Below are 25396 nucleotides of genomic sequence, written 5' to 3'. Positions count from 1 at the left end.
GCAGGGGATCAGGAGACCAGCGGGATGTCGTCCGACGGCAGACCGAGGCGGGCGCGGCCGACGCGGCGGGCTATCGGTTCGGGCATGCTGTTGCAGACGTGTGTCCACATGGTGGCGGCGTCCCGGAAGTAGCGCTGCATGCGCTCGCCGTCGCGTGCGTGCCGGGAGCCCGCCGTGCGGAACAGGAGGCCCTGCAGTGCTTCCCAGGCCATGCGCCCGGCGGTGAGGTGGACGAGCGCGAGCCGGTCGTCCACGGCGGTGGTGAAGGGGCCCGGCCCGACACGTTGTCGGCACAGGCCTCCATCCAGTCGTCGGCGGTGGCGCGCATCGCGGCGTCCGCCGTGCGGATCGCGGCCAGCGCCTCGCCGAGGTGGCGCTGGTAGTCGTGGAGGTCGGCGCGGGTGCGGCTGGGGTCCATGATGAGCCGCCGTTCGGAGATGATCGGGGCGTACTCGTCGGCGGCCGCGTACGCGGTTCCGATCATCAGGGCGGCCATCTCGCCCTGGAAGAAGCTGGCCGGGCGCCCTGCGTACATCGCTTGGCCGTGCAGCTCCGAGCCGACCGTGCCGCCCTCCACGGGCAGGTCGAGCAGGATGCCCTCCAGGGTGTGGTGGGTGGGGATGCGGGCCTCGTCGAAGCGGAGGCTGTTGGAGCCGCTGCCGCACAGGCCGAGGGTGCCGTACCAGTCGTCGAGCAGCGTCCAGGACGAGCGCGGCGCGACGAACAGCACACGCGGTCCGGGCCATTTCGCCCTCGCCCAGCGGCACCTTCCGGCTCACCGGCACTCCCCCTTGCCTGCCCCCACGCCGATGTGTTCGTCCGCGTCTGCGACGTCGATACCGCAGGCCGCTCGACGAACATCTGTGACGGTCTCAGCGGCGTCGCACACGCCGACGAACTCTCAGGCGTCACCGTCACCCGACTCGAAGCCGCGAGCCAGCACGTGTTCCACGACCCCGACCACCCTTCCACCATCAGCCTGCCCACCCGAACCCTTCTCACGGAGTGAGGCGGGCGATCCTCAGCTTCGTCGAGGTCGGGGACGCGCCGGTGAGCGCGGTCGTGTACGACGGTGTGACCGGGGCGTACGCCCACGTCAGCGTCCCGTCCTTCTGGACCGCGATGTCGCCCGTGAGCCGCGCGTTCACCACCTTGTCCGCGCTCTGGAACTTCCCGTTCCAGTCGATGAGCCTGAGGTGCGTGCCCGTGAAGGTGCCGGTGCAGGTGCCGCTCGCGCACTTGGCGTTCTTCAGGGACTCCCAGGACAGCAGGAGACGGTCCTTGCCGTACGGGGCGATACGCACGTTGATGTGTTCGGTGCCCTTCGCACCGGTGAGGTAGATCGCCTTGCCGGGGCCGGAGTTGCGATTCTTGAGGAAGGCGACGGCCACCTGGTGGGTGCTCGTCCTCGGCTTGACCGTCCAGCCGCGACCGCTCGCGTCGTCCGGGTTCTTCTTGGCGGAGGCGGCGCCGCGGGAGGCGAAGGCGGTCGCGTAGCGGCCGGTGGAGGACTTGACGAGATCGCCGGTACGGCCGGCGAACGTCCCGCCGCAGTACCCCGCCCAGCACTGCTCGCGCTGCACGACCGGTGCGGTGTCCGGCGCGCCGATGCCCGTCGACACGAACAGACCCGAACGCCAGTCGTCGAAACAGAGGGAGGTGAACGCGCCGGAGGCCTCGGCGTGCAGTGCGATGCCCTCGTTGTGACTGCACCCCCAGCTCCAACCGCCGCCGAGCTTGGTGCCCTTGGCGCTGACGTACGTCAACTTGTCGCCGTAGTGCCCGTCGGCGAAGCCTCCGGCGCCGTGCACGACGAAGTACGCGCCGTACTTCTTGCCGTTCCAGGTGAGTTGACCGTCGAGCAGCGGGGCCGTGTCATTGGTGGAGGTGCCGGTGAGCTTGGTGGTCCAGGTCTTCTTCCCGCCCGCGTAGCGGACGATCGCGGCCGCCGTCTCCTTCCACTTGTTGGTGTCGGAGACCCGGGTGAGCAGCGCGAAGCCGTCGTTGTGCGCGACCAGCCCGCCGACCTCCTTGGCGCCCTTGACGACCGTGTCCGCCCCCGAGCGCTTCCCGGCGGAGGTGAGCGGGGTGACGTGGATGCCGTCCGAGGCGGGCCAGGCCACGCGCAGGGTGCCGTTGGGGGCGACGGCCGTCGCCGTACGTGTCCACTCGCGGGTGTTGTTGTAACCCGCTGACAGGTAGGGGAACTTGGCCGGCAGGCTCACGGCGGTGCTGGTCACGGCGAGACCGTCGGCGGTGGTCGTCGCAGCCCCGGCTGCTGCGTACCACGCGCCGACCAGAGCGGCGGTGGCGGCGAGACCGCCGATCCGGGGCTTGCGGGCTCCCCGCATACGGCGGTGACGTGTGGTGGGTCTTGCTGAAGTCATGCCTTCCTGTCGTCACCGGAGCAGGAAAGGTTGCCGCCATTGCCTGCTCTTGCGTTGCCTGGATCATCGGCGTGCCCAAGAATCCCCGCACGACTTCCAGAATCCGCCACACGACGATCGACTGCACCCACGCCTACGAACTCGCCTCTTTCTGGTCGCAGGTCCTGGACCTCCCCATGCACGAGGACGACAAGCCCGGCGACGCGGAGGCGCTGATCGAGGGTGCGGGCCTCCTCTTCATCACCGTGCCGGAAACCAAGACCGTCAAGAACCGCGTGCACCTCGACCTGCAGCCGCAGGACCGCACCCGCGACGAGGAGGTCGACCGCATCCTCGCCCTCGGCGCCACGCTCCTCGACGACCGCCGCAACCCCGACGGCACGGGCTGGGCCGTCCTCGCGGATCCGGAGGGCAACGAGTTCTGTGTGGAGCGCAGCGCGGCCGAACGCGGGGACTGACGGCTTCGCGCACACTTCGGTCGGCGCCGAAGTGAGGTGCCCCTAGCGTGGCGGCATGACCGGAACCGTCCGGGAGGACTCCGCCGTGGGTGACTTCGCCGCTCTCCATCATGCCGCCGAGCCCCTGCTGCTCCCCAACGCCTGGGACCACGCCTCGGCGCGGATCCTCGCCGGGCAGGGCTTCGCCGCGATCGGGACGACCAGTCTCGCCGTGGCCGCGGCCGCGGGACTTCCCGACGGTGCGTCCGCGACCCGCGACGAGACGCTCCGGCTCGCCCTCGCTCTCGGTACGGAGCCGTTCCTGCTCTCCGTCGACGCGGAGAGCGGTTTCAGCGACGATCCGGACGAGGTGGCGGAGTTCGCGCGGGAACTGGCGGCCGTCGGGGTCGTAGGCATCAACCTCGAAGACGGGCTCGGGCCGGTCACCCGTCATGCCGCGAAGATCGCCGCCGTCAAGTCGGCCGCCCCCGGACTCTTCGTCAACGCCCGCACCGACACGTACTGGGTCGGCGACGGCGACCGAAGAGAAACGCTTGCCCGCCTCGACGCCTACCAGCAGGTGGGAGCCGACGGCGTGTTCGTCCCCGGCCTCACCGACCCCGCCGAGATCACCACCTTCGTACGGCACCTCGACGCCCCACTCAACATCCTGTACTCACCCACCGGCCCCACCATCGCCCACCTCACCGACCTCGGTGTGCGCCGCATCAGCCTCGGTTCGCTGCTGTACCGGCGGGCCCTGGGCGCCGCTCTGGAGACGCTCGCGGACGTACGGGCGGGCCGCCCGCCCCACGGCACGGTGCCGACGTACGCCGACGTACAGGCGTTCAGCGGCTGCCGGTCCCCGGCCGGGCGGAGTGAGACCGGGGACACTGCCTCGTGGCGGGCGGACTGGTAGAGTTGAGGTTTTCGTGGGTATCAGACCCTTTGGACTCAACTCCGGCTGTCGACCCAGGGACCGAGGGACCGAGGAAGCTATGGCCATGGACATCCCCGGCGAGATGCGACTGGCGGCCGCCGTCGTGGTGGACAAGCAGGGGCGGGTGCTCCTGGTGCGGCGTAGTGAGACGGAGCGGTTCCTGCCGCGGGTGTGGGGTGTGCCGTGCGGGAAGCTGGAGCCGGACGAGAGTGCGGCGGACGGCGCGCTGCGCGAGCTGAAGGAGGAGACCGGGCTGCGTGGCGAGATCGTGCGCAAGGTCGGCGAGTCGTCCTTCGTGAGTGACTACCGGGGCCACGAGGTCAAGAGCTGGCAGGAGAACTTCCTGGTCCGCCCGCTGTCCCTGGACGTGACCCTGCCGCAGCCGGACCAGGCCCACGCATGGCTGCGGCCCGCCGAGCTGACGAGCGTCGCCATCGACGACTACAACCTCGACGTCGTACGACAGGCCCTCACGAGCTCCTGAGCAGCTCCGCCAGCCCGCTCAGCGCCCCCAGGTACTCCCGCACATCCAGCGGGACCTTGGCGACCGCTCCGGGATGCGGGCCCGCGGCCGTGAACACGTCGGTGTGCGGGCGCCGTCCGCTGCCCGTCTCCAGGAACAGCGTCACCGTCGGTACGTCCGTGCCGCACCAGGCCCGGTGCAGGGTGTGCGCCGGCAGGGCGTAGGCGCTGCCTGCCGCGAACTGGCCCGTCTGCGTCAGCCGCAGCCGAGCCGGACCCGCCGGCTCCAGCCGCCAGTCGGACGACCGCTCCGCCAGGGACTCCTGGTAGCGCGCGGCTTCGATGCCGCCGTCGTCCCGCACCTCGTACAGCTCCATCGCGAGCCTGCCGCGGACGACGTAGGAGGCCAGCGGTGAGCGGTGGTTGTGGATGTCCTCCTTGCCGATCGCGCCCGCGCCCGGATGCCACACATGCGCGCGCAGCATGCGGCGGGGGCCGCCGTCGATCAGCAGCAACTTGTCGAAACCGAGTACGTGGCGGTACGACAGCCGGGCACAGCCCTCGGGATCGCCCTCCCCGGAGGCGAGTTCGGCGATCAGCTCCAGCAGGCGGTCGGGTGAGCCCAGTTCGGCGATCACGGAGCGGGCCGCCACCACCTGTTCGTGCTTGGGCAGTTCACCGTCGAGCGCCCTGGCCAGCAGTTGCCGAGCCGCGCGGACCTGGTGACCACCCATGCATCATCCCCCAACTCCCGTCCATGCCGGACGGGTTCAGTGATCCGGCTGATCCGGCTGATACATCCATACGGCATGGGCGCGCAGCGCGCAAAGACCTTGATAGGTCATCCAGATCGGCTTGCGCAGGTCGGTGCCGTCACCGCGCTCCCAGGTCCAGATGCCGTCGGTCTGCCCGGCCCACACCGCGGCGACCGCGCCGTCCAGCCGCTCCCGCCACTCCGTCTCCAGCCCGTCCTCCTGGGCGATCCGCCGGGCCGCCGGGGTCAGCAGGGCGCGGACCACCCAGGCGGCCGTGAAGTGCCGTACGTTCAGCACCTCATGGCGCGAAGGGTCGTCGGTGCGCGGGCGCCGTACCTCCTCCCTGAGGTTCTCCAGGTCGAGGCAGCCGTGGTGGGGTGCGTCCGGGCAGGCCAGCAGCCAGCGGACCCCGTCCTCCCGGGCGGCGCGGGCGCCCGCGGTCTCGCCGAGGACACGGGCGGTCCGGTCGAGGGCGACCACGGCCTGCGCGGTGTGCAGCGGGGACGGCGGGCCGTGCGGCGGGTCCAGCCGGTAGCCCCAGCAGCGCAGGTGCGCGCGGCCCGGGTCGCTGATCGCGCCGTCGACGATCGCCTCGCGCAGCCGGGGCAGTACGGCGGAGGCGGGCGCGGCGCGCAGCAGTCCGCGCAGCACGGTCGTCACGACATGCGTCGACTCCCGTCCGGCGCGGTCGAGCTCCGGAGTGAAGGCGGCCGTGCAGCGGGACACCTCCAGCGCGACTGGTGTGGCCTATTACAGCGGCGCCGATTATGTGAACCGTAAGGGCTGCACGCGTCAGCAGCACGGCGGAAACCTGGCGGGCACGTACAAGCTGCGTTCCCATCGGTGGATCTCCGGCTCCTGCGGCTGAGCCGCCCGGCCGGGCCGAGGCGGCTCCCAGTCGGAAGCCGCCTCGGCCCCCGCAACTATGCGATCGGCGCGTACAGCGCACCCAACTCGTCGATCTCGTCGCCCGCGCGGCCACCGCGAGACGGCGTCCCGCGAGGAGGTCCTCGAGTCCTGGACGCCGGGGGCCGACCTCATTGTTCTGCGGATCTCCTTGCGTTCGAGTCGCCCGGTCTGACCAGCCCCGTCTCATACGCCAGCACCACGGCCTGGGCGCGGTCCCGAAGCGTGAGCTTGGCGAAGATGCGGGCCACGTGGGATTTCACCGTGGCCTCGCTCAGGGTGAGCCGGTCGGCCAGTTCGGTGTTGGACAGGCCGCGGCCCAGGAGGGTCAGGACCTCCAGTTCGCGGGGTGTCAGGGCCGCCAGGTCGGTGTGTGCGACCGGTGAGTGGGCCGGGGTCTCCGTGGCGAAGCGTTCCACCAGACGGCGGGTGATCGAGGGGGCCAGGAGGGCGTCGCCCGTGTTCACCAGGCGTACCGCCGCCGCCAGGTGTTCCGGCGTGACGTCCTTCAGGAGGAAGCCGCTCGCTCCGATCGACAGGGCCTGGTAGACGTAGCGGTCCAGGTCGAAGGTGGTCAGCATCAACACCCGGCAGTCCGGGGCCTGTTCGAGGATGCGGATCGTGGCCTCCAGGCCGTCCATGTTCGGCATGCGGATGTCCATCAGCACGACGTCCGGCCCGAGTTCGCGCGCCATCGACACCGCCTCCGCCCCGTCGGCCGCCTCTCCCACCACTTCGATGCCGCGGGCGGTCAGGATCAGCCGGAAGCCGGTCCGGATCAGTGTCTGGTCGTCGACCACGAGGACACGGGGGCCTCGGCCGGCTTCCGGTGTCCTCACGGGCGGTCCAGGGGAATGCGCGCCCGGACCCGGTAGCCACCGCCCAGGCGGCGACGGGCGTCCAGGTCGCCGCCGTAGACCGCGACCCGCTCCCGCAGACCCAGCAGACCGCGGCCTGTGCCCTCACGGTGGCGCTTCGGTGCCGGCCGGGCCTGCGCATCGCCGGTCAGCACGCTCGGGCCGCTGTTCAGCACCTCCACGCGCAGTGCGTGGTCCGCGTACCGCACGGTGACCTGTGCCTGGCCGCCGTCGCTGTGTCTGAGCGCGTTGGTCAGCGCCTCCTGGACGATCCGGTACGCGGTCACGTCGATCCCCTGCGGCAGCGGGCGCGGCTCCCCGGAGATCCGCACCTCGACCGGCAGTCCGGCGAACGAGATCCGGTCGACGAGCGCACCGAGGCGGTCGAGGCCGGGCTGGGGTGAGAGATCCGGCGCGGTACCGACATCAGCTCCATCACCATCCGCTTCCTCCGCGTCCTCGCCGCTCTGCGACGGCGCCAACAGGCCCAGCAGATGCCGTAGATCCGTCATCGCGCCCCGGCCCGCGTCCTCCACGGCCCGCAGGGCCGTCGCCGCCTCGTCCGGCATCGTGCCCAGCACCTCGCGGGCGGCGCCGGCCTGCACCACCATGAGGCTGACGTTGTGGCTGACGATGTCGTGCAACTCGCGGGCGATGCGGTCGCGTTCGGCCGCGATCGCGGCACGGGCCGCGCTCTCCCGCTCGCGTTCGAGGAGCCAGCCGCGTTCCCCGACGGCCGCCTGCCAGCGGCGCCGCGTCCGCACCAGCGCCACCGTCAGCCCCGCCACGGCCGCACACGCCACCCCCAGCGCCGCCAACAGCCCGTTCGACTCCCACTCCCACACCCGTTCACCCTGGCAGACGATCACCGGATCCGCATCGGCCTGTGGATGCAGGGGCCTGCATCTCCAGGATGAGGCGCGGCCGATGTGCCATCCGGGGAGGGATGTTCAGGCGCGGGTCCGCCTCTTAGCGTCCTGTGCATGGTCATTGAGGGCAGTAGGGGAGAGGCCGCCGCCGTCGTACGGCTCGACGGTGTGCGCAAGGAGTACGGCGAGACGACCGCGTTGGACGGGGTGTCGTTGCAGATCCGGGCCGGGGAGGCCGTCGCGGTGATGGGGCCTTCGGGATGCGGCAAGTCCACCCTGCTCAACATGATCGCCGGCCTGGACCGTCCGACGGGCGGCACGGTCGTCGTGCACGGAGAGAACGTGGGGGAGTTGAGCGAGAAGGGGCTCGCCCTGTACCGGCTGCGCCGGATCGGCATGATCTTCCAGTTCTTCAACCTCATCGACGACCTGTCGGCGCTCGACAATGTCGCGCTCGCCGCGCAGCTGACCGGCACGCCCGCCCGGCAGGCCCGTCGCCGCGCGCTGGATCTCTTCGAGGAACTCGGCATCGCCGATCGCCGCAACGCCTACCCGGCGGTGCTCAGCGGCGGCGAGCGGCAACGCGTCGCCGTGGCACGGGCGTTGATGAACCGCCCCGCCCTGCTGCTGGCCGACGAGCCGACCGGCGCCCTGGACAGCCGGTCCGGCGAGCAGGTGATGGACCTGCTCCTCGACCTCAACCAGATCGGCCAGACGCTGATCCTCGTCACCCACGACGAGCACCTCGCCCGGCGCTGCGCCAGCCGGCTGGTCGAACTCGCCGACGGCCGGGTGACCGGCGAGCACACCCTGGAGCCGTCCGCATGAGGGCGGTGTGGCAGGCGGCCCGCGCGGCGGTACGGCGACGCAGGCTGCAGACGCTCGTCATCGCCCTGGTCACGCTGACCTCCACGGCCGCGATGGTGGTGGCCCTCGGCCTGCTCGACGCGGCCTCCGCCCCCTTCGACAAGGCCTTCGGAAAGCAGCGCGGCCCGCACGTCGTCGCCGCCTTCGACCCGGACAAGGTGTCGGACGCCCAGTTGACGCGGGCGGTCCGGCGGCCCGGTGTCGAGGCCGCCGCCGGGCCCTTCGCCCAGGCCACCGTCGAACTGCCGAACAACGGAGGCATGAACTTCGGCCTCGGCAGCGAGATCACGGTCGTCGGCCGCGCCGACCCCGACGGCCCCGTGAACCGGCTCGACCTGTGGGCGGGCCGCTGGGCCACCCGCTCCGGCGAGGTCGTACTGAACCGGGATCCGGGCTGGACCCCGGACGACCTGGGCAAGAAGATCCACGTGCCGGAGGGCCCGCCCCTGACCGTCGTCGGCTTCGCCTTCGACCTGAGCCGGACCGCGGACGCCTGGGTCGTGCCCGACCAGATCGGCGCCCTGCACCCGACGACCACTCAGGTGCTCTTCCGCTTCGCGGACGCGTCGTCGGAGGAACGGCTGCGCGGACAGTTGGCCACGGTGACCGAAGGGCTCCCCGCGGACGCGCTGACCGCCTCACGGTCGTATCTCACCCTCAAGGACCAGGTGGGCGGCTCGGCCCGGGCGTACACCCCCTACCTGATGGCCTTCGGCATCCTCGGTATCGCGGTGGCGGTGCTCATCATCGGCAACGTGGTCAGCGGCGCGGTGATCTCCGGCTTCCGGCACATCGGCGTGCTCAAGGCCATCGGGTTCACGCCGGGGCAGGTGGTCGCCGTCTACCTCACGATGATCTCCGTCCCGGCGGTCATCGGCTGCGCGGTCGGCGCGGCCCTCGGCAATCTGCTGGCGCGGCCCTTCTTCGAGTTCGTGTTCATGGGGCCCGACGCCGGGGTGTTCCACGACAGCGCGTCCATCGCGCCCTGGGTGAACACCGTGGCCCTGCTCGGCATGCCCGCCGTGTGCGTCCTCGCCGCGCTCGCCCCCGCCGTGCGCGCACACCGCCTCTCGGCGGCGCGGGCGATCAGCGAGGGCACCGCACCTCGCGCCGGGCGGGCCCTCGGCATCCAGCGCCGACTGGCGAGCAGCAGGCTGCCGCGCTCGGTGAGCCTGGGCATGGGCCTGCCGTTCGCCCGGCCGGGCCGCAGCGCCCTCACGCTCGCCGCCGTGGTCCTCGGCGTGACCACGGTGACGTTCGCGACGGGCCTGGCCACCACGATGACCCGGTTCGGTAACGCGGGCCAGGGCGCCTACCAGGTCACGGCGTACGCCTTCAACGTCAAGGACGGCAAGGAGATCAAACCGGAGCACGACGACCTCCAACTCCAGTCGCTGCTGCGCTCGTTGCCCGGCGCGCTGGAGATCACCGCCCGGGCGAACACCGACGTGCGCGTTGCGGGTTCGGCACACGAGGTCGAGCTCGAAGGCCGTCGTGGTGACCGGCTCCAGCTGGACGGCGTACTCACCGAGGGCCGGTGGATGCGCGGCACCGGCGAGATCGTGGCCGGATCGGCCTTCCTGCGCCAGAACGGTCTGCGGGTCGGCGACCGGCTCGTCCTGGAGAAGGGCAATCGGGACGAAAGGGCGGTCGTCGTCGGGGAGTTCATGGAGAGCAACGCCCGGCGGATCGTCGCCGACTGGTCCACGACGACGGCCCTGTCCCCGTACGAGAAGCCCATCGCCTACCACGTGAAGCTCCGCGACGGAGCCGACCCGGCCGCCTACGTCCGGGCGGCCAGAGCTGCCGACGCCGGAATCAGCCCCACGGTGAACGACTCCAACTCCATTACGCAGACCATCGTCGGCTCGGCGTCGGTGCTCACCCTGATGCTCGCCGTCGTCGCGTCCCTCGGAGTCTTCAACAGTGTCGTCCTCAACACCCGTGACCGACGCAGGGACTTGGGCATGTTGAAGTCCATCGGCATGACGCCCCGGCAGGTCACGGTGATGACGGTGACGTCGATGGCGGTGCTGGGCGCACTCGGCTCGCTGCTCGGCATCCCGCTGGGCGTGCTGGGCCACCAGTTGGTCGTCCCGCGGATGGCGGAAGCGGTGGATCTCACCCTGCCGTCGTACATGACGGACGTCTGGCAGGTCCCCGCGCTGAGCGGCCTCGCCCTCGCGGGGCTCGCGATCGCGGTGCTGGGGGCGTTCGTTCCGGCGCGGAGGGCGGGGTGGTTGACCATTGCGGAGGTGCTGCGCAGTGAGTGAGGCCGCGAACGCCGTACGGCATCGAGCCCCGCCCCGACGGCGTGTGCAAGTTCGTCCGGGCGGAGCTCCGGCTGCCCCGGCCGGTCAGATGATCGGCGTGTACAGCACGCCCAGCTTGTCGATCTCGTCGCCCGCGCGGCCGGTGAAGCCGACGATCTGCCAGCCGGACGGGGCCGTGAAGGTCTTCGTGTCCGTCGTCGCCGTACCGGCCGACAGGGTGCGGCCCCTGTCCGTCGTGAACGCCGCCGAGAAGAGCCGCGTACGGCCGTCCTTCTGGCCCTGCGTCAGCTTCACGGAGGTGAGGTGCTCGCCGGAGGCCAGGGTCAGGGACGTCGCCGTGCCGCCCGTGCCGCCGTGGGACAGGACCCTGCCGCCGTCGTGCGTCAGCGACACCGCGTCCAGGCGGGTGCCGCCGCGCAGGGTCAGCGTGCGGGGCGACGGGGTCGTCGGCAGGTCGTCCGCGTCGTTGAAGGCCGTGCCGTGCGGGCCGCCGAAGAAGTCGCTCGCCTTCAGGGACGGGTTCACGGTGTAGGAGAAGCCGACAGTGTGCGGGAAGTGGTCGGAGAGGTGCTCGCCGTCGGAGCGGAGGAAGGACGCCCACTCGTTGTTGTAGCGGGTGGCGTCGAGGGTGACGAGGTCGCTGCCGCGGTAGAGGACCTTGTCCACCACCTCGCAGTCGTTCGTCGGGGCCGCCGCGTCGCAGACCAGCGCGTCGCTGCCCTGCGCGGGCGGCGTACCGTCCTTGACCAGGTCGACCCACGGGTCCTTGAGGCCGTTCTCGCTGACGAGCGTGCGGATGTTGTCGCCCGTGCGCGTGTACCGCGTGTTGGTGTCACCCATGACGATCACGGCGTTGCCCGCCGAGTTGGCCTGGATGAAGTCCGACAGTTGCTCGATGTTGGCGCGGCGGGCGGCGAGGGCCGCGTCCGTCACGTCGGCGTTGGTGTGGACGTTGTAGAGGTCCACGAAGACGCCCTCGGCGAGGCGGACGCGGGCGAGGGTGAAGCCCTTCGGGGTGAGGCAGTCGGCGTTGGTGCAGTCGTTCCAGTCGACGCGCTGGAAGTCCTCGAAGGTGTAGTCGGAGAGGGTGTTCAGGCCGTCGCCGATCCCGGCGCCGCCGCTGGTCGCGGTGCGGTAGGGGTGGTTGTCGTTGGCGTACAGCGACGCGTGGTAGTTGAAGTCCTCCTGGACGTTGACGATGTCGTACCCACCGAGTCGCTGCCCGATCAGCGGGGTGTTGGTCTCCGGGTCGCTGTCGCCGAGGCCCAGGGGCAGGCCCGCGATGTTGTACGTCAGGACGTTGAAGGTGCCGGTGGCGGCCGCCTGGGCGGGGGTGGTGGTCGCGGTGAGGCCGGTGAGGGCGAGCGCGCCGGCGGCGAGGGTGCCGAGGAGTCTTCTCATGGGGGTCTCCGGTCGGGGAGCGAGGGAAAGGTGAATGACGCTCATGTTCTAGTCCAACCAGAGTGACGTACAAGGTGAGTTGAGGGAACTGCGCATGACGGTGCGAGCCGCCGCGCTCTCGTCGCCCACCGCACACCCCACGGTCGTTCAATGTTCATCTTCCGCCTCGATTCTCCTCACGCGGCGCAGCAGCGCCGTAGGAGGCAGCCACCGCCGAAGGCAGCGGTGGAGTGAGAGAGGCGCATCATGGGGCACGGTCACAGTCACGGACCCAGGCATCACCATCACCACCACGACCACGAGCACGCGGGGCTCCCCGCCGCCTTCGACACCTCCGTGCCCGACGAGGCGCTGAACCCCGAGCAGCAGTCGCGCCGTTCGCTGCTCCGCCGCGCCGGTCTGCTGGGCGCGGGTCTGGCCGCCGGCAGCGTGCTGGCCGGGACCGCCGGAGCCACCCCCGCAGCCGCAGCCACCGGCGGGCGCCGGACGAACGGCTTCCTCTGGCTGGCCGGCGACCACCACATCCACACCCAGTACAGCAACGACGGCAAGTACCGCGTCGTCGACCAGGTCCGCCAGGGCGCCAAGCACGGCATGGACTGGCTGGTCATCACCGACCACGGCAACGCCACACACGCCAAGATCGGTGTGGAGAAGGTCAACCCGGACATCCGCGAGGCCCGTGAGGCCTACGAGGACACCCTCGTCTTCCAGGGCCTGGAGTGGAACATCCCGGCCGCCGAGCACGGCACGGTCTTCGTGCACCCCGGCAAGAACGAGGTCTCCGTCCTCAAGCAGTTCGAAACCGATTACGACGGCAGCGTCAAGGGCGCCTCCGACTCCACGCCCGCCAACGAGGCGCTCGCCGTCGCAGGCCTCGCCTTCCTCTCCGACCAGGTGCGCCGGCGCAAGGTCAAGGACGCGCTGATGCTCGCCAACCACCCGGCGCGGCGCGGCGTCGACTCCCCGCACGAGATACGCGCCTGGCGTGACGCGACCCCCGCGAGCCACCAGATAGCCGTCGGCTTCGAGGGCGCGCCCGGCCACCAGGCCGCCGGTATCCCGGCACCGCTCGGCATGGCCAGGGCCCGCGGCATCTATGACAACAACCCCAGCGCCAACTCCTTCGCCGGCTACCCGCTGGAGAGCTACCGCACCTGGGGCGGCTTCGACTGGATGACCTCCACTGTCGGCGGCCTGTGGGACAGTCTCCTCGCCGAGGGAAAGCCCTGGTGGATCACCGCCAACTCCGACTCCCACCAGGTGTACGCCGACACCGCGATGCGCGGCCCGAACAGCGACTACAACGCCAACGGCAAGTACGAGGACCCGGTCTACGGCGGCAAGATCGACCTCACCCAGGGCGACTACTGGCCCGGCTACTACAGCCGCACCCACGTCGGCGCGGACGGCTTCTCCTACGCCGCCGTCATGGACGGCATCCGCGCGGGCCGCATCTGGGTCGACCACGGCCAGCTGATCAGCGGCCTCGACGTCCGGGTGTCCGGCGGCAGCCGCTGGGCCACGCTGGGTGGCGCGCTGCACGTCCGCAAGGGCACGAAGGTCACGCTGACCGTGGACGTGGCGTTGGCCGGTGGCCCCAACTGGGCTGGCTTCGTTCCGCAGTTGGCCCGCGTCGACGTCATCCAGGGCGATGTCACCGGCGAGGTCGCCGACAAGGACACCTTCACCGCGCCGACGGCCAAGGTCGTGAAGTCGTACGAGGTGAACAAGTCCACCGGCACCGTCCGGCTCACCTACGAGCTCGGCCAGGTCGACCGCCCCGTCTACGTCCGCCTGCGCGGCACGGACGGCAACCGCACCGCCGTCGGCCCGATGGGCGCGGCCGTGGACCCCAACGGCCCGGCTCTGGACGTCGTCGGCGACGCCGACCCGTGGACGGACCTGTGGTTCTACTCGAACCCGGTGTGGGTCCTGCCGTCGTGACGCCGTACGTCCTCACGGTGGACGCGGGGACGCAGGACCTGCGCGCGGCCGATCACCTGCTCCTGACGCTGGCGGCCGAACTCGCCCTCCCCGAGGGCACGTTCGGCTGCACGCACCTGGTGCGGGACGACCGGCCGCGGGTGGCCCTGTCCTTCGCGGTCGAGTCGGAGGCGGTGCTTGCCGCCACTCGGGAGTGGCTGCTCGCGAAGGGCTACGAGGTGACGGACGGTGCCCCCGACGAGATCGGGCGTGCCGTGCTCTACCCCGGCTCGGAAGCGCTCACCGGCACCTTGTCGATCGCGGAGCTGCTGTCCCGCTCCGCGATCGACCGCGTGACGGTGCTGGGCGCCGGCGGGGAAACCGCGTCAGAGACCGCTGTCGTCACCCGGGATCACGTACGCCCGCAGTGGCGGAACGGCGAGCTGGTCCTGCCCGTCATGCCCGCGGTGGGCGGCACCGTCGTCCCGTTCGAGGTCCCGGATCCGACCCCCTGCTGCGCCGACCACTGACGTTGCGCGTTCGGGTTGAGCCCGTTCGACAGGCCGGTGTACGCCGGCTTCGCCACATAGTTCTCGTTGTACGGCAGCGCGGCACCGTAGCCCGGGAACGTGCCCGGGACCCAGGAGTGCTTGTCCGTGATGCCCCAGACGGTCACCCCGGCGCAGCGCGGGACGCCAAGGCAGTTCTCGCTTGCCGTCTTGCAGTCGGTGGACTGCCGGGCGAGTTCGGCGGAGTCGGCGGGGAGGGGGATGCGGATGTCCAGTTCGGTGATCGCCACCTCGAGGCCCAGATCGGAGAAGCGCTTGCGGTTGGCCTTCATCGAGCTCGGCACCTGGCCGACCGTGAAGTGGGACTGGAAGCCGGTGCCGTGCAACGGAACGCCCTGGGAGAGGAGTTGACTGGCCAGGTTGTAGAGGGCGTCGCTCTTCGCGTTGTCCGCCTCGATGTTGTAGTCGTTGATGTACAGCTTGGCGTTGGGGTCGGCGGCGTGTGCCCAGCGCAGGGCGTTGGCGATGTAGCCGGTGCCGAGCTTGCTCTGCCACAGCGAGTTGCGCATCGAGCCGTCCTCGTTGAACGCCTCGTTGACGACGTCCCAGGCGTAGATCTTCCCCTTGTAGCGGCCCACGGTCGTGTCGATGTGCTTCTTCAGGATCGTGTTCAGCTCGGAGGCGGAGAAGTTGCCGTTCGCCAGCCAGGACGGCAGCTGGGAGTGCCAGACCAGTGTGTGGCTACGCCCTGGTTGTGCGCGGCCGCGTGGTTCACCAGCCGGTCGGCGGCCCCCCCAGTTGTAGCTGCCCCGGCTCGGCTCCAGCGCGTCCCACTTCATCGCGTTCTCCGCAGTCACCGAGTTGAACTCCCGGTCCAGCACGGTCGTGTACGCCGACTCGTTCTGCAGCGGCCCGTCGGCGACCGCCGCCCCGATCCTCACCCCGCGGCCGTCGGCGTAGCCGCGCAGCGTGGTCGCGGCCGACGCGTCGGGCGTGAGCCCTGGCAGCGCTACGGCCGCCGCGGCGACCAGCCGTGGCTGTGAGGTTGCCTGTCCTGTGGATTTTGACCGCCTGGCGGTCACACTCCGATGAAGCTCACGGTTTCTGTCATGTCCGCCCGCCCGGTACGCAGCCGTGGCACGCCTTCCTTCTCGAATCCCACCGCGACACCGCAGAACAGCACGAGCCCGTCATCGGCCCCGACCGTCTGGCTGACGGTCTTGCGATACATCGTCCACATCACCTGGGGGCAGCTGTGCAGCCCTTCCGCCCTCAGCAACAGCATGACCGTCTGCAAGTACATCCCCGCGTCCCCCCACTGCCCGGGCCCCATCGTCCGGTCGAGGTAGCAGAACAGTACGACCGACGCCCCGAACGCATCCGAGTTCAGGGCAGCGATCTTCATGGGCCTGTCGACGTCGTCGCGCTCGATTCCCAACGCTTTGTACCGCTGGGCAGCCGCGGCGGAAAAACGGTCCAGATACGGCGAGGTCAGTTCGGCCGGGTACATCGGATACTCCCGCTCATCACCCGGATCACCCGACAGCGCCCTGGCCGTCGCGCGCCTCTTCAGTTCGGCCAAGGGCTCGCCGGTCACGACATACACATGCCACGGCTGGAGGTTCCCACTCGACGGAGCCCGCGTCGCTGCGGCCAGCACTCGTTCGAGTACCTCTTTGGGCACCGGCTCATCGCTGAACGCCCGCACGGCCCGGCGACTGTCCACGGCTTCATACACATCCACGCCTTCTCGTCCTCTCTCCCAACGACAACCAACCACCTCGCTACCGTCTTCAGCACGCACAGGAGAGCAACAAATGGGCTCGCCACCGCCGTGACCGGCACCTACCCGAGCAGAACACCGCTGCCGCCGACTTCGTCGGCGGCAGCGGTACGACACTCCCGGCAATACCTTCGAACCACCCGCGTTGCGCGGCATCGCGGCAGTCGTCGGCGATCGGGCGAAGGCGGCAGCGGCAGGACAGGCGGGCGGGACGGCCCGGTGGGGAAGCCGGCGTACAGCGAGCCTCGGATCGCACCGGGCCGTCACGGGTGGAAGGCTGGCTCAGCGGCGGACGACCTGGGGTGCGGTGTCCTCAGTGAATCCGTTCGTGTCGGATCCGTATGGGGATGCAGCCTTCGTGCTGGTGTCTCCGCAGAACGAGGCCTCCAGCGTTCCACCGAGTGTCGCGTTGACGGTTCCGTTGTTGGAAGTGTTCGCCAGCGAGGTCATGCTGCGGGCGCCGTCGGCGGTGGTGAAGGCGTAGGTGTAGTAGCCCTGCACGGTACCGGTGTGGCCGTAGACCGTGGTGCCGCAGGACAGCTTCCTGGCGCGCAGACCCAGACCGTAGGACTGGCTGCCGTCCGCGTTGACCGGAACCATGGTCATCATCTGCTCCAGCTGCTCGGCGGGGAGAAGCTTCCCGGAGACGAGCGAAGAGAAGAAGCGGTTCAGATCTGCGGCGTTGGAGATGACCGCACCTGCGGACTGCCCCCACGAGACGGTCTGCTCGGTGGAGTCGACCAGGGGCAGGGCGGTGTCGTCCTGACGGAGGTAACCGCGGGCGTAGGAGCCGGAGATGGTTGTCCGCGGGTGGACGTAGGAGGTGTTCCTCAGCCGTAGGGGACCGAAGATGCACCCTGTGCTACGGCCGTCTTCTGAACGGAGCGCACCGCAGCGGTGTCCGGGGTGGGAAGGGCGGAGCTGTCCGCGACGGCCGGGGAGGCCGCCAGGGTGGCGATCACGGTGGAGCAGGCGAGCATCATGCTCACGTCTTTGATTCGCATCCGAATCTTTCTGATGTGAAGAGTGGGAAGGCGCCCCGCGGGCCGGGCGCCCCCTCCGAATGCCGTATCCGCACGGGCGGTCGAGCCAAAGCACGTGGAGTCTCGTGCGGTTGGGCGGGCGCAGAAGGGGGCCGTGGTTCTCGGCCTGTGCGGCACCGCAGACATAGTAGTACGTTCAACAGTGTGATCCATAATGTGTGATGTCAGCAGATGATGCGTGCCGTGATGGCCGAGGGATCTTGGCCAGGGGGATCGGACTCGGCGGTGGTGCCGCCGCCACCCCTGCTCTTCGCCGCTCCCACCAGGGGGATGTGCTGAATGTCGGTATTGATCCGGTGCTCCGCGCGGGGAGAGTGCCGATGCGTTGCCGTCATGCATCGTTCATGCGTGGGCGTCCATGGCTGGTCACAACGTGTGTCCTGTCGGGCCGCTTCCACGTCCGAACGGCCTGTTGTGATGCGCCTTGCGCTGCGGTGCAGATCGACGATTCTTCACCCGCTTGGAGGACCTGGTGGACGCCAGTGATGAGGCCGCACGCGGCTTGACCGACATTGAAGGATTCCTGTTCTGGGAAGCCCACCGCCGTACCGCTCAAAGCCGTGCGGCCGAGTTCGCCGCACGGGTTGCCGGGCTGAGCGAGGGACAGAAAGCCGAGATCGAGCGGTGGTACGTGGAAGAGCAGATCCGGGTTTGCCGGATGGTGGCGCATCACATCACCGAGCACATCACTGCGGTGGAAGATCACCACGCCAAGCGCTATGCACGGCTGCGCCGGAGCGCGTACATGGCGACAACCCTCATCATCATGATGATGCTCGGCCTGTGTAGCGCGATGATCATCGCTGTCGTCGGCTGACCGAGCAGACTGAAACCGGGTAGCGCCCGACCGGTGATCGCCCTGCGCAGAGCCCGAGCGGTCGTCCACCGATGGTTCTTCACCGTCGTGGTGTGGCCTTGCCAGGTGTTCCGCCAGGCACAGTGACTACTAAAGACAGTGTGATTCTTGTCATCACACTGTTTTCCGGCTCACCGGCGGACGGCACGGCTTGACGCCCTGCGGCAGCAAGGGCTCCAGCCGGGCCCATTCGAGGGCGGCGCGCTCCAGGGCTGCTCGGCCTACCCGGCCGCCGGTCACTGGCATTACGTGACCTACGGCCTGAGCGAGCTGTACGCCCCGCACGAGGACGACGATCCGGAGTGGTCGGGGTGGGGCTTCGAGCTCACGCTGCGGGTGCGGCGCGGCGCCGAGGAACGGCCGCCTCAGTGGCCGTACGGGATGCTCCAGGAAGTCGCGAAGTATGTGAACGGCAGCCAGGTCCTGCTGGAGGACGGCCACCGGATCGACTTCCGGCAACCGGTCACAGGACACCCGCATCTGGAGGACGCGCCCGCCACCGCCCTGACGGTGTTCGCCTTCACAACCGATCCGCAGCTCGGCACGATCGACCCCCGTTCGGCAAGGTCGCCTTCCTGCAGGCCGTCGGCGTGACGGCCGAGGAGAAGGCGGCGATGGTGGAGACCAGCACGGCGGAGGTTCTGCGGACTCTGGCCGCCGACAACCCGCTGCTGGTCACCGACCCGGCACGCGCGCTCTGATCAGGTCCCGATACGGTCCAGCTCCACGCCGATCGCCTGGCGCAGGGCGGCGTCGTGCCGCGGCCTGAGCGCGTACCGCTCGTCGGTCCAGTTGTCGCGTGGGCCGCTGCACCGCCGGATCGTCCACGAGCAGCACCGAGTACCCCGGCAGGAACTGCACGTCCCCGATCACCGCGAAACCCGCGTCCAGCCTCCGCAACACGGTCGGGTTCGCCCCGGTCAGGGCGCTGCCGATCCGGTCCTTGCGCCAGTCGTCGTTCATGACCGGCGACTCTACGCGTGCGGGTTGAGCCCGTTCGACAGGCCCGTGTACGCGGGCTCGGCCGCGTAGCTCTCTTGGCGCGACCAAGTCAATTCGCGGCGGTCACGCGCCGTCGCCCGGCGGGCTGCCGTCCACCGACAACTCCGTACGGCGAGCTCTGCGCGAGGTCTCCCACGACCTCGGCACAGCGATCAAGGAGGTGCGCCGGATCACCGACCGGCTCGGTCCTGCGCCCCTGGGCGAACTCGGCCTCAGCGGCGCCCTCCACCAGCTCGCCGACGCCTTCGACAGTCCCGGCCTGACCGTCAGCACCCGGCTCACCCCCTCGCCCCTGCCACCCCTCCCGGCGGCCGTGGAAGTGGCGGTCTATCGGATCGCCGCAGAGGCACTCACCAACGTGATGAAACATGCCCACGCCGAGCACGCGGAACTGCGCGTACGCGTCGGCACCCACGTGCTCACGCTCACCGTGGTGGACGACGGAATCGGCTGCGACCCCATCCAGGACCACCCCCATGGAGTCGGACTGCGGTCCATGACCGACCGGGCAGCCGAGATCGGCGGACGGCGCACCATCAACCCCGTCGGAGACGGCACCAGGGTCTTGGCTGTGCTGCCCCGTTCACCTTCGGTGTCGGACTGGCGTTGCGCCGCCGGCGAATACCGCGCCCGCTGATCGGACTGGGAACGATCAGCGGGCACTCATCCGTTCACTCCCGCGTAGTGCCTCAGGCTCCAGCGCCACAGGAGTCTCGCACCGACGTACCCGAGTGCGCCCAGCAGCGGTGACGCCGCCGCCAGCCAGTACGGGACGCTGGTGTCGTGCCCGGTCAGGACCGCCGCCGGGAAGTACGCGACGAAGGCGAGGGGGAGGCCGTACGTCAGTAGGCCGCCCACCGCTCTCGGCAGGACGTTCAGCGGGTAGCTGCCGAACGTGCCGAGGAGTTCCTCCAGCCAGCGGCCCCAGTAGTCGGCGGCCGGGAAGCGCAGCGACGCGCAGGCCACCACCGTGAACAGGGCCGCCTCCAGGAGCATGCCGCCGAGGACCGCGGCGATCAGATAGCCGATCCGGCCCGCCGTCCAGTCCAGGCCGGAGCGGGCCAGCGCGCCCCACATCAGGCCCGCCGCGACCGTCAGGTCACCGATCGCGTTCGTCGGGAAGAACTCCAGCTGGACCTGGCGGTAGACCGGCATGGGGCGCAGGAGGTACACGTCGATCCTGCCCTCCTGGATGTGCCGGCCCAGACCGTGCACCCGGCCCAGGAACAGCACGAACAGCCCGTGCGCCAGCATCCGCGTCGCCGGGATCAGCAGCACGTCCGAGCTGTCCCAGCCGCCCATGCCGGTGAACCGGGTGAGCAGCACGGTGGCGAACACGATCACCGAGACCTGCCAGACCGCGCCGATCGCGATCATCATCAGGAACTCGGAGCGGTACTCCAGCTGCGCGCGGAAGTTGAGGCGGGTGATCCGCCAGACGATACGCACCGCGTTCACCTTGTCAGCCTCCCTGCGAGATCACACGCCGGGCCGCCCGCCGCCACACCAGCCGGGTGAACAGTGCCAGCGCCACCACCCATGCCGCCTGTACGGCGAGTTCGGCTCCCGCCTCGGACAACGGGATCCGGCCCACGTACAGCGACAGCGGCACGTTCAGCGTCGCCTGGAAGGGCAGGAAGCCGCTGAGGGTGATGAACCAGTCCGGGAAGAACCACAGCGGCGCGTACACCCCGGCCAGCAGGTTCTGCGCGAAGATCAGGATGAGCATCGCGGCGCCGTTGCGGAGCGTGAAGAAACACAGCTGGTCGATGACGAGCATGACGTAGTACAGGACCCACTGGCCGAGCAGCATGCTCAGCACGAACACGGCTGCCGCGCCCGCGGATTCGGGGGCTTTGACGACACCCGCGGCGAGGCACACGGCGTATCCCGTGAGCGCCCAGGCGAGGCCGTACAGCTGCTCGCCCAGCGCCCGCAGCGCGTAGTAGCGCTGCGGCGGCAGCGGGCGCAGGTACCAGTACACGATCGTGCCGAAGTGCATGTGCTGGAGCACGGTGTCCCGGCCGGCGTACTGGTCCAACTCCCGTAGCCTCAGGGCGAGTACCGCCATCACGGCGTACGTCACCGCCTGGTCGCGGTCGAGCCCGGCGGTGCTGCCGGTCCCTGCGTACAGGCCCTGCCACAGGGACCACACCAGCACCACCTGCACCGTCAGCCGAAGCAGGGCCCCGGTGATGCGCGCAGGGGTGTGCAACTCGCCGAGCGGCGTGACCCGAGCGGCGCGCCAGGCGTGCGCCATCGCCATCACGCGTCCCCCGCCTGGACGTACGCCGCCCGCATCACGTCCTCCAGGTCCGCTTCGTCTATGGCTATGTCGCTCACCTCGTACCGCTCGATGACCGCCTTCAGTGCCTGGTGGACGGTCGGCGCGCCGGGACCGTCCGGGCCGAAGACGACGCGCGGGCCGTCCTGCCGCACCAGGGTGATGCCGGGCAGCGGTACGACATCGGTGTGCGCGTCGGCGAGCGTCGCCCGGACCTGCCAGGTGGAGCCGAACTTGCGGCGGATCTCGTCGAGGGTGCCGTCGAGCACCAGGCGGCCGTGGTTGACCAGGACCACCCGCTCGGCGAGCCGCTCGACCTCCGTCATGTCGTGTGTGGTGAGCAGGACCGTACGGCCGCGCTCCTCGACCTGGTGCCGGAGGAACTCCCGCACCTGTTCCTTGACCACCACGTCCATGCCGATGGTCGGTTCGTCGAGGAAGACGACCTGTGGGTCGTGCAGCAGGGCGGCGGCGAGGTCGCAGCGCACCCGCTGGCCGAGGGAGAGGTGCCGTACGCGAGTGTCCCAGAAGGAGGACAGGTCGAGGAGGTCGTCGAACTCCCGCAGGCGTGCGGCGTGTTCGGCCTTCGGCACCTCGTAGATGTCTCGCAGGATCGCGAACGACTCCCGCACCGGCAGGTCCCACCACAACTGGGTGCGCTGCCCGAACACCGCGCCGATGTTGCGGGCGTTGCGCTCCCGCTCCTGGTACGGCACGACTCCCGCGACCCGGGCCTCACCGGCCGTCGGGGTGAGGATGCCGGTGAGCATCTTGATCGTCGTCGACTTGCCGGCGCCGTTCGGGCCGAGGAGAGCGAGCAGTTCACCGGCGGCCACGTCGAAGGTGACGTCGACGACGGCGTGCTTGGCGACCCGCTCCGGGTTGACGAGGGAGCGCAGCGCCCCGGCCAGGCCGGGACGCCGCACGGTGGTGTGGAAGGTCCGGGTCAGGCCCCGGACCTCGATATTGCCACTCAATTGACCTCCGAGAGGACGAAGGAGAACTCCGCGGGCTCCGCCCGCAGGAAGTACTGCGGCAGCGGGCCCGGGCCGCACGACTGCGAGCCGATGCCGTGCTGGCCGTGGTCGAGGTTGACCCACACCGTGTCGCCCGGCGTGAGGTCGGTGCGGTGGCGGGCGGCGTCCAGCTGCTCCGTCGTCCAGCGTCGGGCGGTGAACCAGAACTCAGGGTCGCCCTCGATGCGCAGGCCGCCGATCTCCATCCAGCGGACGTCGGCACGGGCGCCGTTCTCCTGCGGGCGGACGTACGGCGTCTGCAGCTCGTCGACGGTGGAGTGCCAACGGCCAAGCATCGAGGCCGACTTGGTGTCCGGGTAGGCCTCGCCGGGACCGCCGCCGAACCACTTCACCCGGTCGGCCTGCGCGAGAGCGAACCGGATGCCGAGCCGGGGCAGCGGTACCGTCCAGTCGCCCTCCGGCGCCACGGACACGGTCAGCCGCAGCTTCGTCCCGTCGGAGGTCCAGCGGTACACCGTGCTCAGGCCCACCTCCCAGGCGGCGGGCGCCACCCGGGTCCGTACCGTCAGCGCGTCGTCGCCCAACTCCACGGCGTCCAGGCGGTGTTGCATGCGGTGCAGCCCGTACTTGCGCCACAGCATCCCGTACCGGGTGTCGGTCTGCCACTCGGCGCCGTCGTCGTTGTCGGTGGGCGCCCGCCACACATCCAGGCGCAACGCGCTCACATCGACGCCGCCGATGGTCTTCAGCGTGCCGGTGCGGGCGTCGAAGGAGGCCGGGCCGAGGTAGATCAGCTCCTCGCTCGCGGTGGGGCGGTCGGTCGCGGCCACCGCGGGCAACGGACGGGCGGAGACGGGGAACTGCCCCCACGCGACCTCATGGTCCTTCGGGCCCCACGCCGTGTCCGACGCCAGCAGCGCCCGCACCGTCCACTGGGTCTCCGAGCCGCCCCGCGCGTCGGCCGGCGGCTCGGGCAGCTTCACGTCGGCCGACTCGCCCGGCGCCAACGCCGGCACCGACAGCGCGCCCGCCTCGACCGTCTCGCCGTCCACCTGGTACGACCACTCGAAGGCCAGCGCCGACAGGTCGGCGAAGTCGTACTTGTTGGTCACGCGTACGGTGCCGTCCGCGCCGTCGCCCTCGATGCCGACCGGCTCGATGACCTTCTTGTACTCGACGAGCCCGGGGGAGGGCGTCCGGTCCGGGAAGATCAGCCCGTCGCAGACGAAGTTCCCGTCGTGCAGCTCCTCACCGAAGTCGCCGCCGTAGGCGTAGCCCAGCTCGGGGTGCTTGATGCCGTGGTCGATCCACTCCCAGATGAAGCCGCCCTGCAGCCGGTCGTACGACTCGAACAGCTTCTGGTAGTCGGCGAGGCCGCCGGGGCCGTTGCCCATGGCGTGCCCGTACTCGCACTGGATGAAGGGGAGTTCACGGCGCTTGCGGGTTCCGCCGTCGAGCTTCCGGCCGATCTTCTCGACCTCGTCGTGGAAGGCGTACATCCGTGAGTACACGTCCGTGTCACGGCAGTTCCAGTCGCCTTCGTAGTGCACGAGCCGGGAGGAGTCCCGGCCGTGGATCCACTCCGCCATCGCCGTCAGGCCGCGCCCGGTGCCGGCCTCGTTGCCGAGGGACCAGAACACGACGGACGGGTGGTTCTTGTCGCGCTCGACCATGCGGGCCGCGCGGTCCAGCAGGGCCGGCGTCCAGCGTTCGTCGTCGACGGGGTTGTCCCGCCAGGACTGCTCGACGAAGCCGTGGGTCTCCAGGTCGCACTCGTCGATGACCCACAGGCCGTACTCGTCGCAGAGGTCGAGGAAGGCCGGGTGCGGCGGGTAGTGCGAGGTGCGGACGGCGTTGAGGTTGTGCCGCTTCATCAGCAGCACGTCCTCGCGCATGGTCTCCAGGTCGAGGGCGCGGCCCTTCTCGGGGTGCCACTCGTGGCGGTTGACGCCCTTGAAGAGGATCGCCTTGCCGTTGACCTTGATCAGGCCGTCCTCGAGGACGACCGTGCGGAAGCCGATGCGCAGAGGAACGCTCTCGCCTTCCGTGACCAGCCGGCCGTCGTACAACCGAGGCGTCTCGGCGCTCCACGGCTCGACCGCGACCGTCATCGACTCGCCGGTCGCGACATCGATGTCCAGGGCGGGCACGGTGACCCGGCCCTCGACGTCGGAGTCGACGCGCAGGGTGCCCTCGCCGGTGACGTGGTCGTAGGAGGCGTGTACGAAGAAGTCGCGCACACTACCCGTCGGGCGGTGCAGCAGGGTGACGTCACGGAAGATGCCCGGCAGCCACCACTGGTCCTGGTCCTCCAGGTACGAGCCCGCCGACCACTGGTGGACCCGCACAGCGAGCACGTTGCCGGCCGGCTTCAGCAACTGCCCGACGGCGAACTCGTGAGGCAGGCGCGAGCCCTTGAACTCGCCGAGCTCCGTGCCGTTGAGCCAGACGCGGGCGCAGGATTCGACGCCGTCGAAGCGGAGGACGGCGCCGCCGTCCGACGGCCAGTCGTCCGGGAGGTCGAAAACCCGGACGTGGTCTCCGGTGGGGTTCTCGGTGGGGACGCGCGGCGGGTCCACCGGAAAGGGGTAGAGGTGGTTGGTGTAGATGGGCGAGCCGTGACCCTGGAGGACCCAGTGGCCGGGGACGGCGACCTCCGCCCAGGCCCCGGCGTCGTACCCGGGCTCGGCGAAGGAGTCGTCCTCGGCGCCGGCGGTCGGCGACAGGCGGAAGCGCCAGGTGCCGTTCAGCGACAGGGATTTGGCGTCCGAGGACGCGTACCAGGCGCGGGGCGGCAGGGCCCCGCTGCCCGGTGCGACGTCCTCGACGTAGTCGATGGCGGTGGTGGTGCGGAAGGACATC

25 protein-coding genes and 3 pseudogenes are annotated in these 25396 nt (G+C 70.1%); 11 read left to right on the top strand and 17 right to left on the bottom strand.

The genetic code is table 11. From position 1 onward, the window contains the following. Positions 1 to 8: 8 nt before the first annotated feature. The 3 genes and pseudogenes from ACKTSN_RS10370 to ACKTSN_RS10360 all read right to left on the bottom strand — a co-directional run bounded on the left by ACKTSN_RS10370 (position 9) and on the right by ACKTSN_RS10360 (position 2387). Positions 9 to 212, bottom strand: a complete 204-nt coding sequence (locus tag ACKTSN_RS10370; RefSeq protein WP_409468826.1) for a hypothetical protein — start codon at positions 210 to 212, stop codon at positions 9 to 11. 134 nt (positions 213 to 346) lie between these two features. Beyond that, a pseudogene (locus ACKTSN_RS10365) lies at positions 347 to 484 on the bottom strand (acyl-CoA dehydrogenase family protein); the annotation flags it as partial. A 514-nt stretch (positions 485 to 998) separates the two neighbouring features. After that, positions 999 to 2387 carry a hypothetical protein gene (locus ACKTSN_RS10360; protein WP_409468825.1) on the bottom strand — a complete coding sequence of 463 codons (1389 nt, stop codon included), beginning with the start codon at positions 2385 to 2387 and terminating at the stop codon, positions 999 to 1001. 71 nt (positions 2388 to 2458) lie between these two features. On the opposite strand from ACKTSN_RS10360, the gene ACKTSN_RS10355 reads away from it, so the two are divergent. The 3 genes from ACKTSN_RS10355 (at position 2459) to ACKTSN_RS10345 (ending at position 4248) form a co-directional block, all read left to right on the top strand. After that, a complete protein-coding gene (locus ACKTSN_RS10355; RefSeq protein WP_409468824.1) occupies positions 2459 to 2845 on the top strand; it encodes a VOC family protein in 387 nt (128 codons plus the stop codon). A 55-nt stretch (positions 2846 to 2900) separates the two neighbouring features. Continuing rightward, entirely contained in the window at positions 2901 to 3743 is an 843-nt protein-coding gene (locus tag ACKTSN_RS10350) for an isocitrate lyase/PEP mutase family protein (protein WP_409468823.1), read from the top strand. Positions 3744 to 3828: 85 nt separating this feature from the next. Then, positions 3829 to 4248 carry an NUDIX hydrolase gene (locus tag ACKTSN_RS10345; RefSeq protein ID WP_409468822.1) on the top strand — a complete coding sequence of 140 codons (420 nt, stop codon included), beginning with the start codon at positions 3829 to 3831 and terminating at the stop codon, positions 4246 to 4248. Here ACKTSN_RS10345 and ACKTSN_RS10340 read toward each other — a convergent pair. The 4 genes from ACKTSN_RS10340 to ACKTSN_RS10325 all read right to left on the bottom strand — a co-directional run bounded on the left by ACKTSN_RS10340 (position 4235) and on the right by ACKTSN_RS10325 (position 7613). Beyond that, positions 4235 to 4960: a hypothetical protein gene (locus ACKTSN_RS10340; RefSeq protein ID WP_409468821.1), complete on the bottom strand. Its 726-nt coding sequence runs from the start codon at positions 4958 to 4960 to the stop codon at positions 4235 to 4237. The genes ACKTSN_RS10345 and ACKTSN_RS10340 overlap by 14 nt on opposite strands. Before the next feature lie 36 nt (positions 4961 to 4996). Beyond that, a complete protein-coding gene (locus ACKTSN_RS10335; RefSeq protein ID WP_409468820.1) occupies positions 4997 to 5707 on the bottom strand; it encodes a hypothetical protein in 711 nt (236 codons plus the stop codon). A gap of 311 nt (positions 5708 to 6018) precedes the next feature. Continuing rightward, the gene (locus ACKTSN_RS10330; protein ID WP_409468819.1) at positions 6019 to 6687 is read right to left on the bottom strand and encodes a response regulator; all 669 of its coding nucleotides are present in this window, start codon (positions 6685 to 6687) and stop codon (positions 6019 to 6021) included. A gap of 35 nt (positions 6688 to 6722) precedes the next feature. Continuing rightward, positions 6723 to 7613 carry a sensor histidine kinase gene (locus tag ACKTSN_RS10325; RefSeq protein ID WP_409468818.1) on the bottom strand — a complete coding sequence of 297 codons (891 nt, stop codon included), beginning with the start codon at positions 7611 to 7613 and terminating at the stop codon, positions 6723 to 6725. Positions 7614 to 7727: 114 nt separating this feature from the next. On the opposite strand from ACKTSN_RS10325, the gene ACKTSN_RS10320 reads away from it, so the two are divergent. Together ACKTSN_RS10320 and ACKTSN_RS10315 are read left to right on the top strand one after the other, a co-directional pair. After that, positions 7728 to 8441 (top strand): ABC transporter ATP-binding protein, encoded by a 714-nt coding sequence (locus ACKTSN_RS10320; RefSeq protein WP_409468817.1) that lies wholly within the window; start codon positions 7728 to 7730, stop codon positions 8439 to 8441. After that, on the top strand, positions 8438 to 10753 hold the full coding sequence (locus ACKTSN_RS10315; RefSeq protein WP_409468816.1) for an ABC transporter permease: 2316 nt from the start codon (positions 8438 to 8440) through the stop codon (positions 10751 to 10753). The genes ACKTSN_RS10320 and ACKTSN_RS10315 overlap by 4 nt, the downstream gene beginning before the upstream one ends. An 84-nt stretch (positions 10754 to 10837) precedes the next feature. Here the strand turns inward: ACKTSN_RS10315 and ACKTSN_RS10310 are convergent, their stop codons facing one another. Then, positions 10838 to 12154, bottom strand: a complete 1317-nt coding sequence (locus ACKTSN_RS10310; RefSeq protein ID WP_409468815.1) for a jacalin-like lectin — start codon at positions 12152 to 12154, stop codon at positions 10838 to 10840. Positions 12155 to 12400: 246 nt separating this feature from the next. Here ACKTSN_RS10310 and ACKTSN_RS10305 point away from each other — a divergent pair, with 246 nt between their 5' ends. Next, positions 12401 to 14101: a PHP domain-containing protein gene (locus tag ACKTSN_RS10305; protein ID WP_409468814.1), complete on the top strand. Its 1701-nt coding sequence runs from the start codon at positions 12401 to 12403 to the stop codon at positions 14099 to 14101. After that, positions 14098 to 14610 carry a hypothetical protein gene (locus ACKTSN_RS10300; RefSeq protein WP_409468813.1) on the top strand — a complete coding sequence of 171 codons (513 nt, stop codon included), beginning with the start codon at positions 14098 to 14100 and terminating at the stop codon, positions 14608 to 14610. The genes ACKTSN_RS10305 and ACKTSN_RS10300 overlap by 4 nt, the downstream gene beginning before the upstream one ends. On the opposite strand, the gene ACKTSN_RS10295 is transcribed toward ACKTSN_RS10300, so the two are convergent. From ACKTSN_RS10295 to ACKTSN_RS10280, 4 genes and pseudogenes are all read right to left on the bottom strand, one after another. Beyond that, a complete protein-coding gene (locus ACKTSN_RS10295; RefSeq protein ID WP_409468812.1) occupies positions 14493 to 15671 on the bottom strand; it encodes an endo-1,4-beta-xylanase in 1179 nt (392 codons plus the stop codon). The genes ACKTSN_RS10300 and ACKTSN_RS10295 overlap by 118 nt on opposite strands. Then, positions 15668 to 16333 (bottom strand): nitroreductase, encoded by a 666-nt coding sequence (locus ACKTSN_RS10290; RefSeq protein WP_409474794.1) that lies wholly within the window; start codon positions 16331 to 16333, stop codon positions 15668 to 15670. The genes ACKTSN_RS10295 and ACKTSN_RS10290 overlap by 4 nt, the downstream gene beginning before the upstream one ends. 321 nt (positions 16334 to 16654) lie before the next feature. Continuing rightward, positions 16655 to 17224, bottom strand: a pseudogene (locus tag ACKTSN_RS10285) (serine hydrolase); the annotation flags it as partial. Beyond that, complete coding sequence (locus ACKTSN_RS10280) at positions 17203 to 17376, bottom strand: hypothetical protein (RefSeq protein WP_409475124.1); 174 nt, start codon at positions 17374 to 17376, stop codon at positions 17203 to 17205. The gene ACKTSN_RS10280 and the pseudogene ACKTSN_RS10285, both read right to left, overlap by 22 nt. A 499-nt stretch (positions 17377 to 17875) precedes the next feature. On the opposite strand from ACKTSN_RS10280, the gene ACKTSN_RS10275 reads away from it, so the two are divergent. The 3 genes from ACKTSN_RS10275 to ACKTSN_RS10265 all read left to right on the top strand — a co-directional run bounded on the left by ACKTSN_RS10275 (position 17876) and on the right by ACKTSN_RS10265 (position 18972). Further along, a complete protein-coding gene (locus tag ACKTSN_RS10275; RefSeq protein ID WP_409468811.1) occupies positions 17876 to 18232 on the top strand; it encodes a hypothetical protein in 357 nt (118 codons plus the stop codon). 147 nt (positions 18233 to 18379) lie between these two features. Further along, positions 18380 to 18865 carry a suppressor of fused domain protein gene (locus ACKTSN_RS10270; protein WP_409468810.1) on the top strand — a complete coding sequence of 162 codons (486 nt, stop codon included), beginning with the start codon at positions 18380 to 18382 and terminating at the stop codon, positions 18863 to 18865. After that, on the top strand, positions 18862 to 18972 hold the full coding sequence (locus tag ACKTSN_RS10265; RefSeq protein WP_409468809.1) for a hypothetical protein: 111 nt from the start codon (positions 18862 to 18864) through the stop codon (positions 18970 to 18972). Before ACKTSN_RS10270 ends, ACKTSN_RS10265 begins: the two co-directional genes overlap by 4 nt. Before the next feature lie 103 nt (positions 18973 to 19075). Here ACKTSN_RS10265 and ACKTSN_RS10260 read toward each other — a convergent pair. Then, positions 19076 to 19234 (bottom strand): annotated as a pseudogene (locus tag ACKTSN_RS10260) (diadenosine tetraphosphate hydrolase); the annotation flags it as partial. Positions 19235 to 19433: 199 nt separating this feature from the next. Here ACKTSN_RS10260 and ACKTSN_RS10255 point away from each other — a divergent pair. After that, a complete protein-coding gene (locus ACKTSN_RS10255) occupies positions 19434 to 19910 on the top strand; it encodes a sensor histidine kinase (protein ID WP_409468808.1) in 477 nt (158 codons plus the stop codon). 26 nt (positions 19911 to 19936) lie between these two features. On the opposite strand, the gene ACKTSN_RS10250 is transcribed toward ACKTSN_RS10255, so the two are convergent. Genes ACKTSN_RS10250 through ACKTSN_RS10235 form a run of 4 tightly spaced genes read right to left on the bottom strand, consistent with a single transcriptional unit; the run spans position 19937 to position 25395 of the window. Then, complete coding sequence (locus ACKTSN_RS10250; protein ID WP_409468807.1) at positions 19937 to 20731, bottom strand: ABC transporter permease; 795 nt, start codon at positions 20729 to 20731, stop codon at positions 19937 to 19939. Positions 20732 to 20735: 4 nt separating this feature from the next. After that, on the bottom strand, positions 20736 to 21539 hold the full coding sequence (locus ACKTSN_RS10245; RefSeq protein ID WP_409468806.1) for an ABC transporter permease: 804 nt from the start codon (positions 21537 to 21539) through the stop codon (positions 20736 to 20738). After that, entirely contained in the window at positions 21539 to 22534 is a 996-nt protein-coding gene (locus tag ACKTSN_RS10240; protein ID WP_409468805.1) for an ABC transporter ATP-binding protein, read from the bottom strand. The genes ACKTSN_RS10245 and ACKTSN_RS10240 overlap by 1 nt, the downstream gene beginning before the upstream one ends. Then, positions 22531 to 25395 (bottom strand): glycoside hydrolase family 2 TIM barrel-domain containing protein, encoded by a 2865-nt coding sequence (locus tag ACKTSN_RS10235; RefSeq protein WP_409468804.1) that lies wholly within the window; start codon positions 25393 to 25395, stop codon positions 22531 to 22533. The genes ACKTSN_RS10240 and ACKTSN_RS10235 overlap by 4 nt, the downstream gene beginning before the upstream one ends. Between the last annotated feature and the right edge of the window lies 1 nt (position 25396).

Origin of the sequence: Streptomyces flavusporus (assembly GCF_046267975.1) — a bacterium.
GTDB classification, from domain to species: domain Bacteria; phylum Actinomycetota; class Actinomycetes; order Streptomycetales; family Streptomycetaceae; genus Streptomyces; species Streptomyces flavusporus.
The sequence above is the reverse complement of the archived record's forward strand: the minus strand, read 5'-3'. Positions and strand labels throughout refer to the sequence as shown.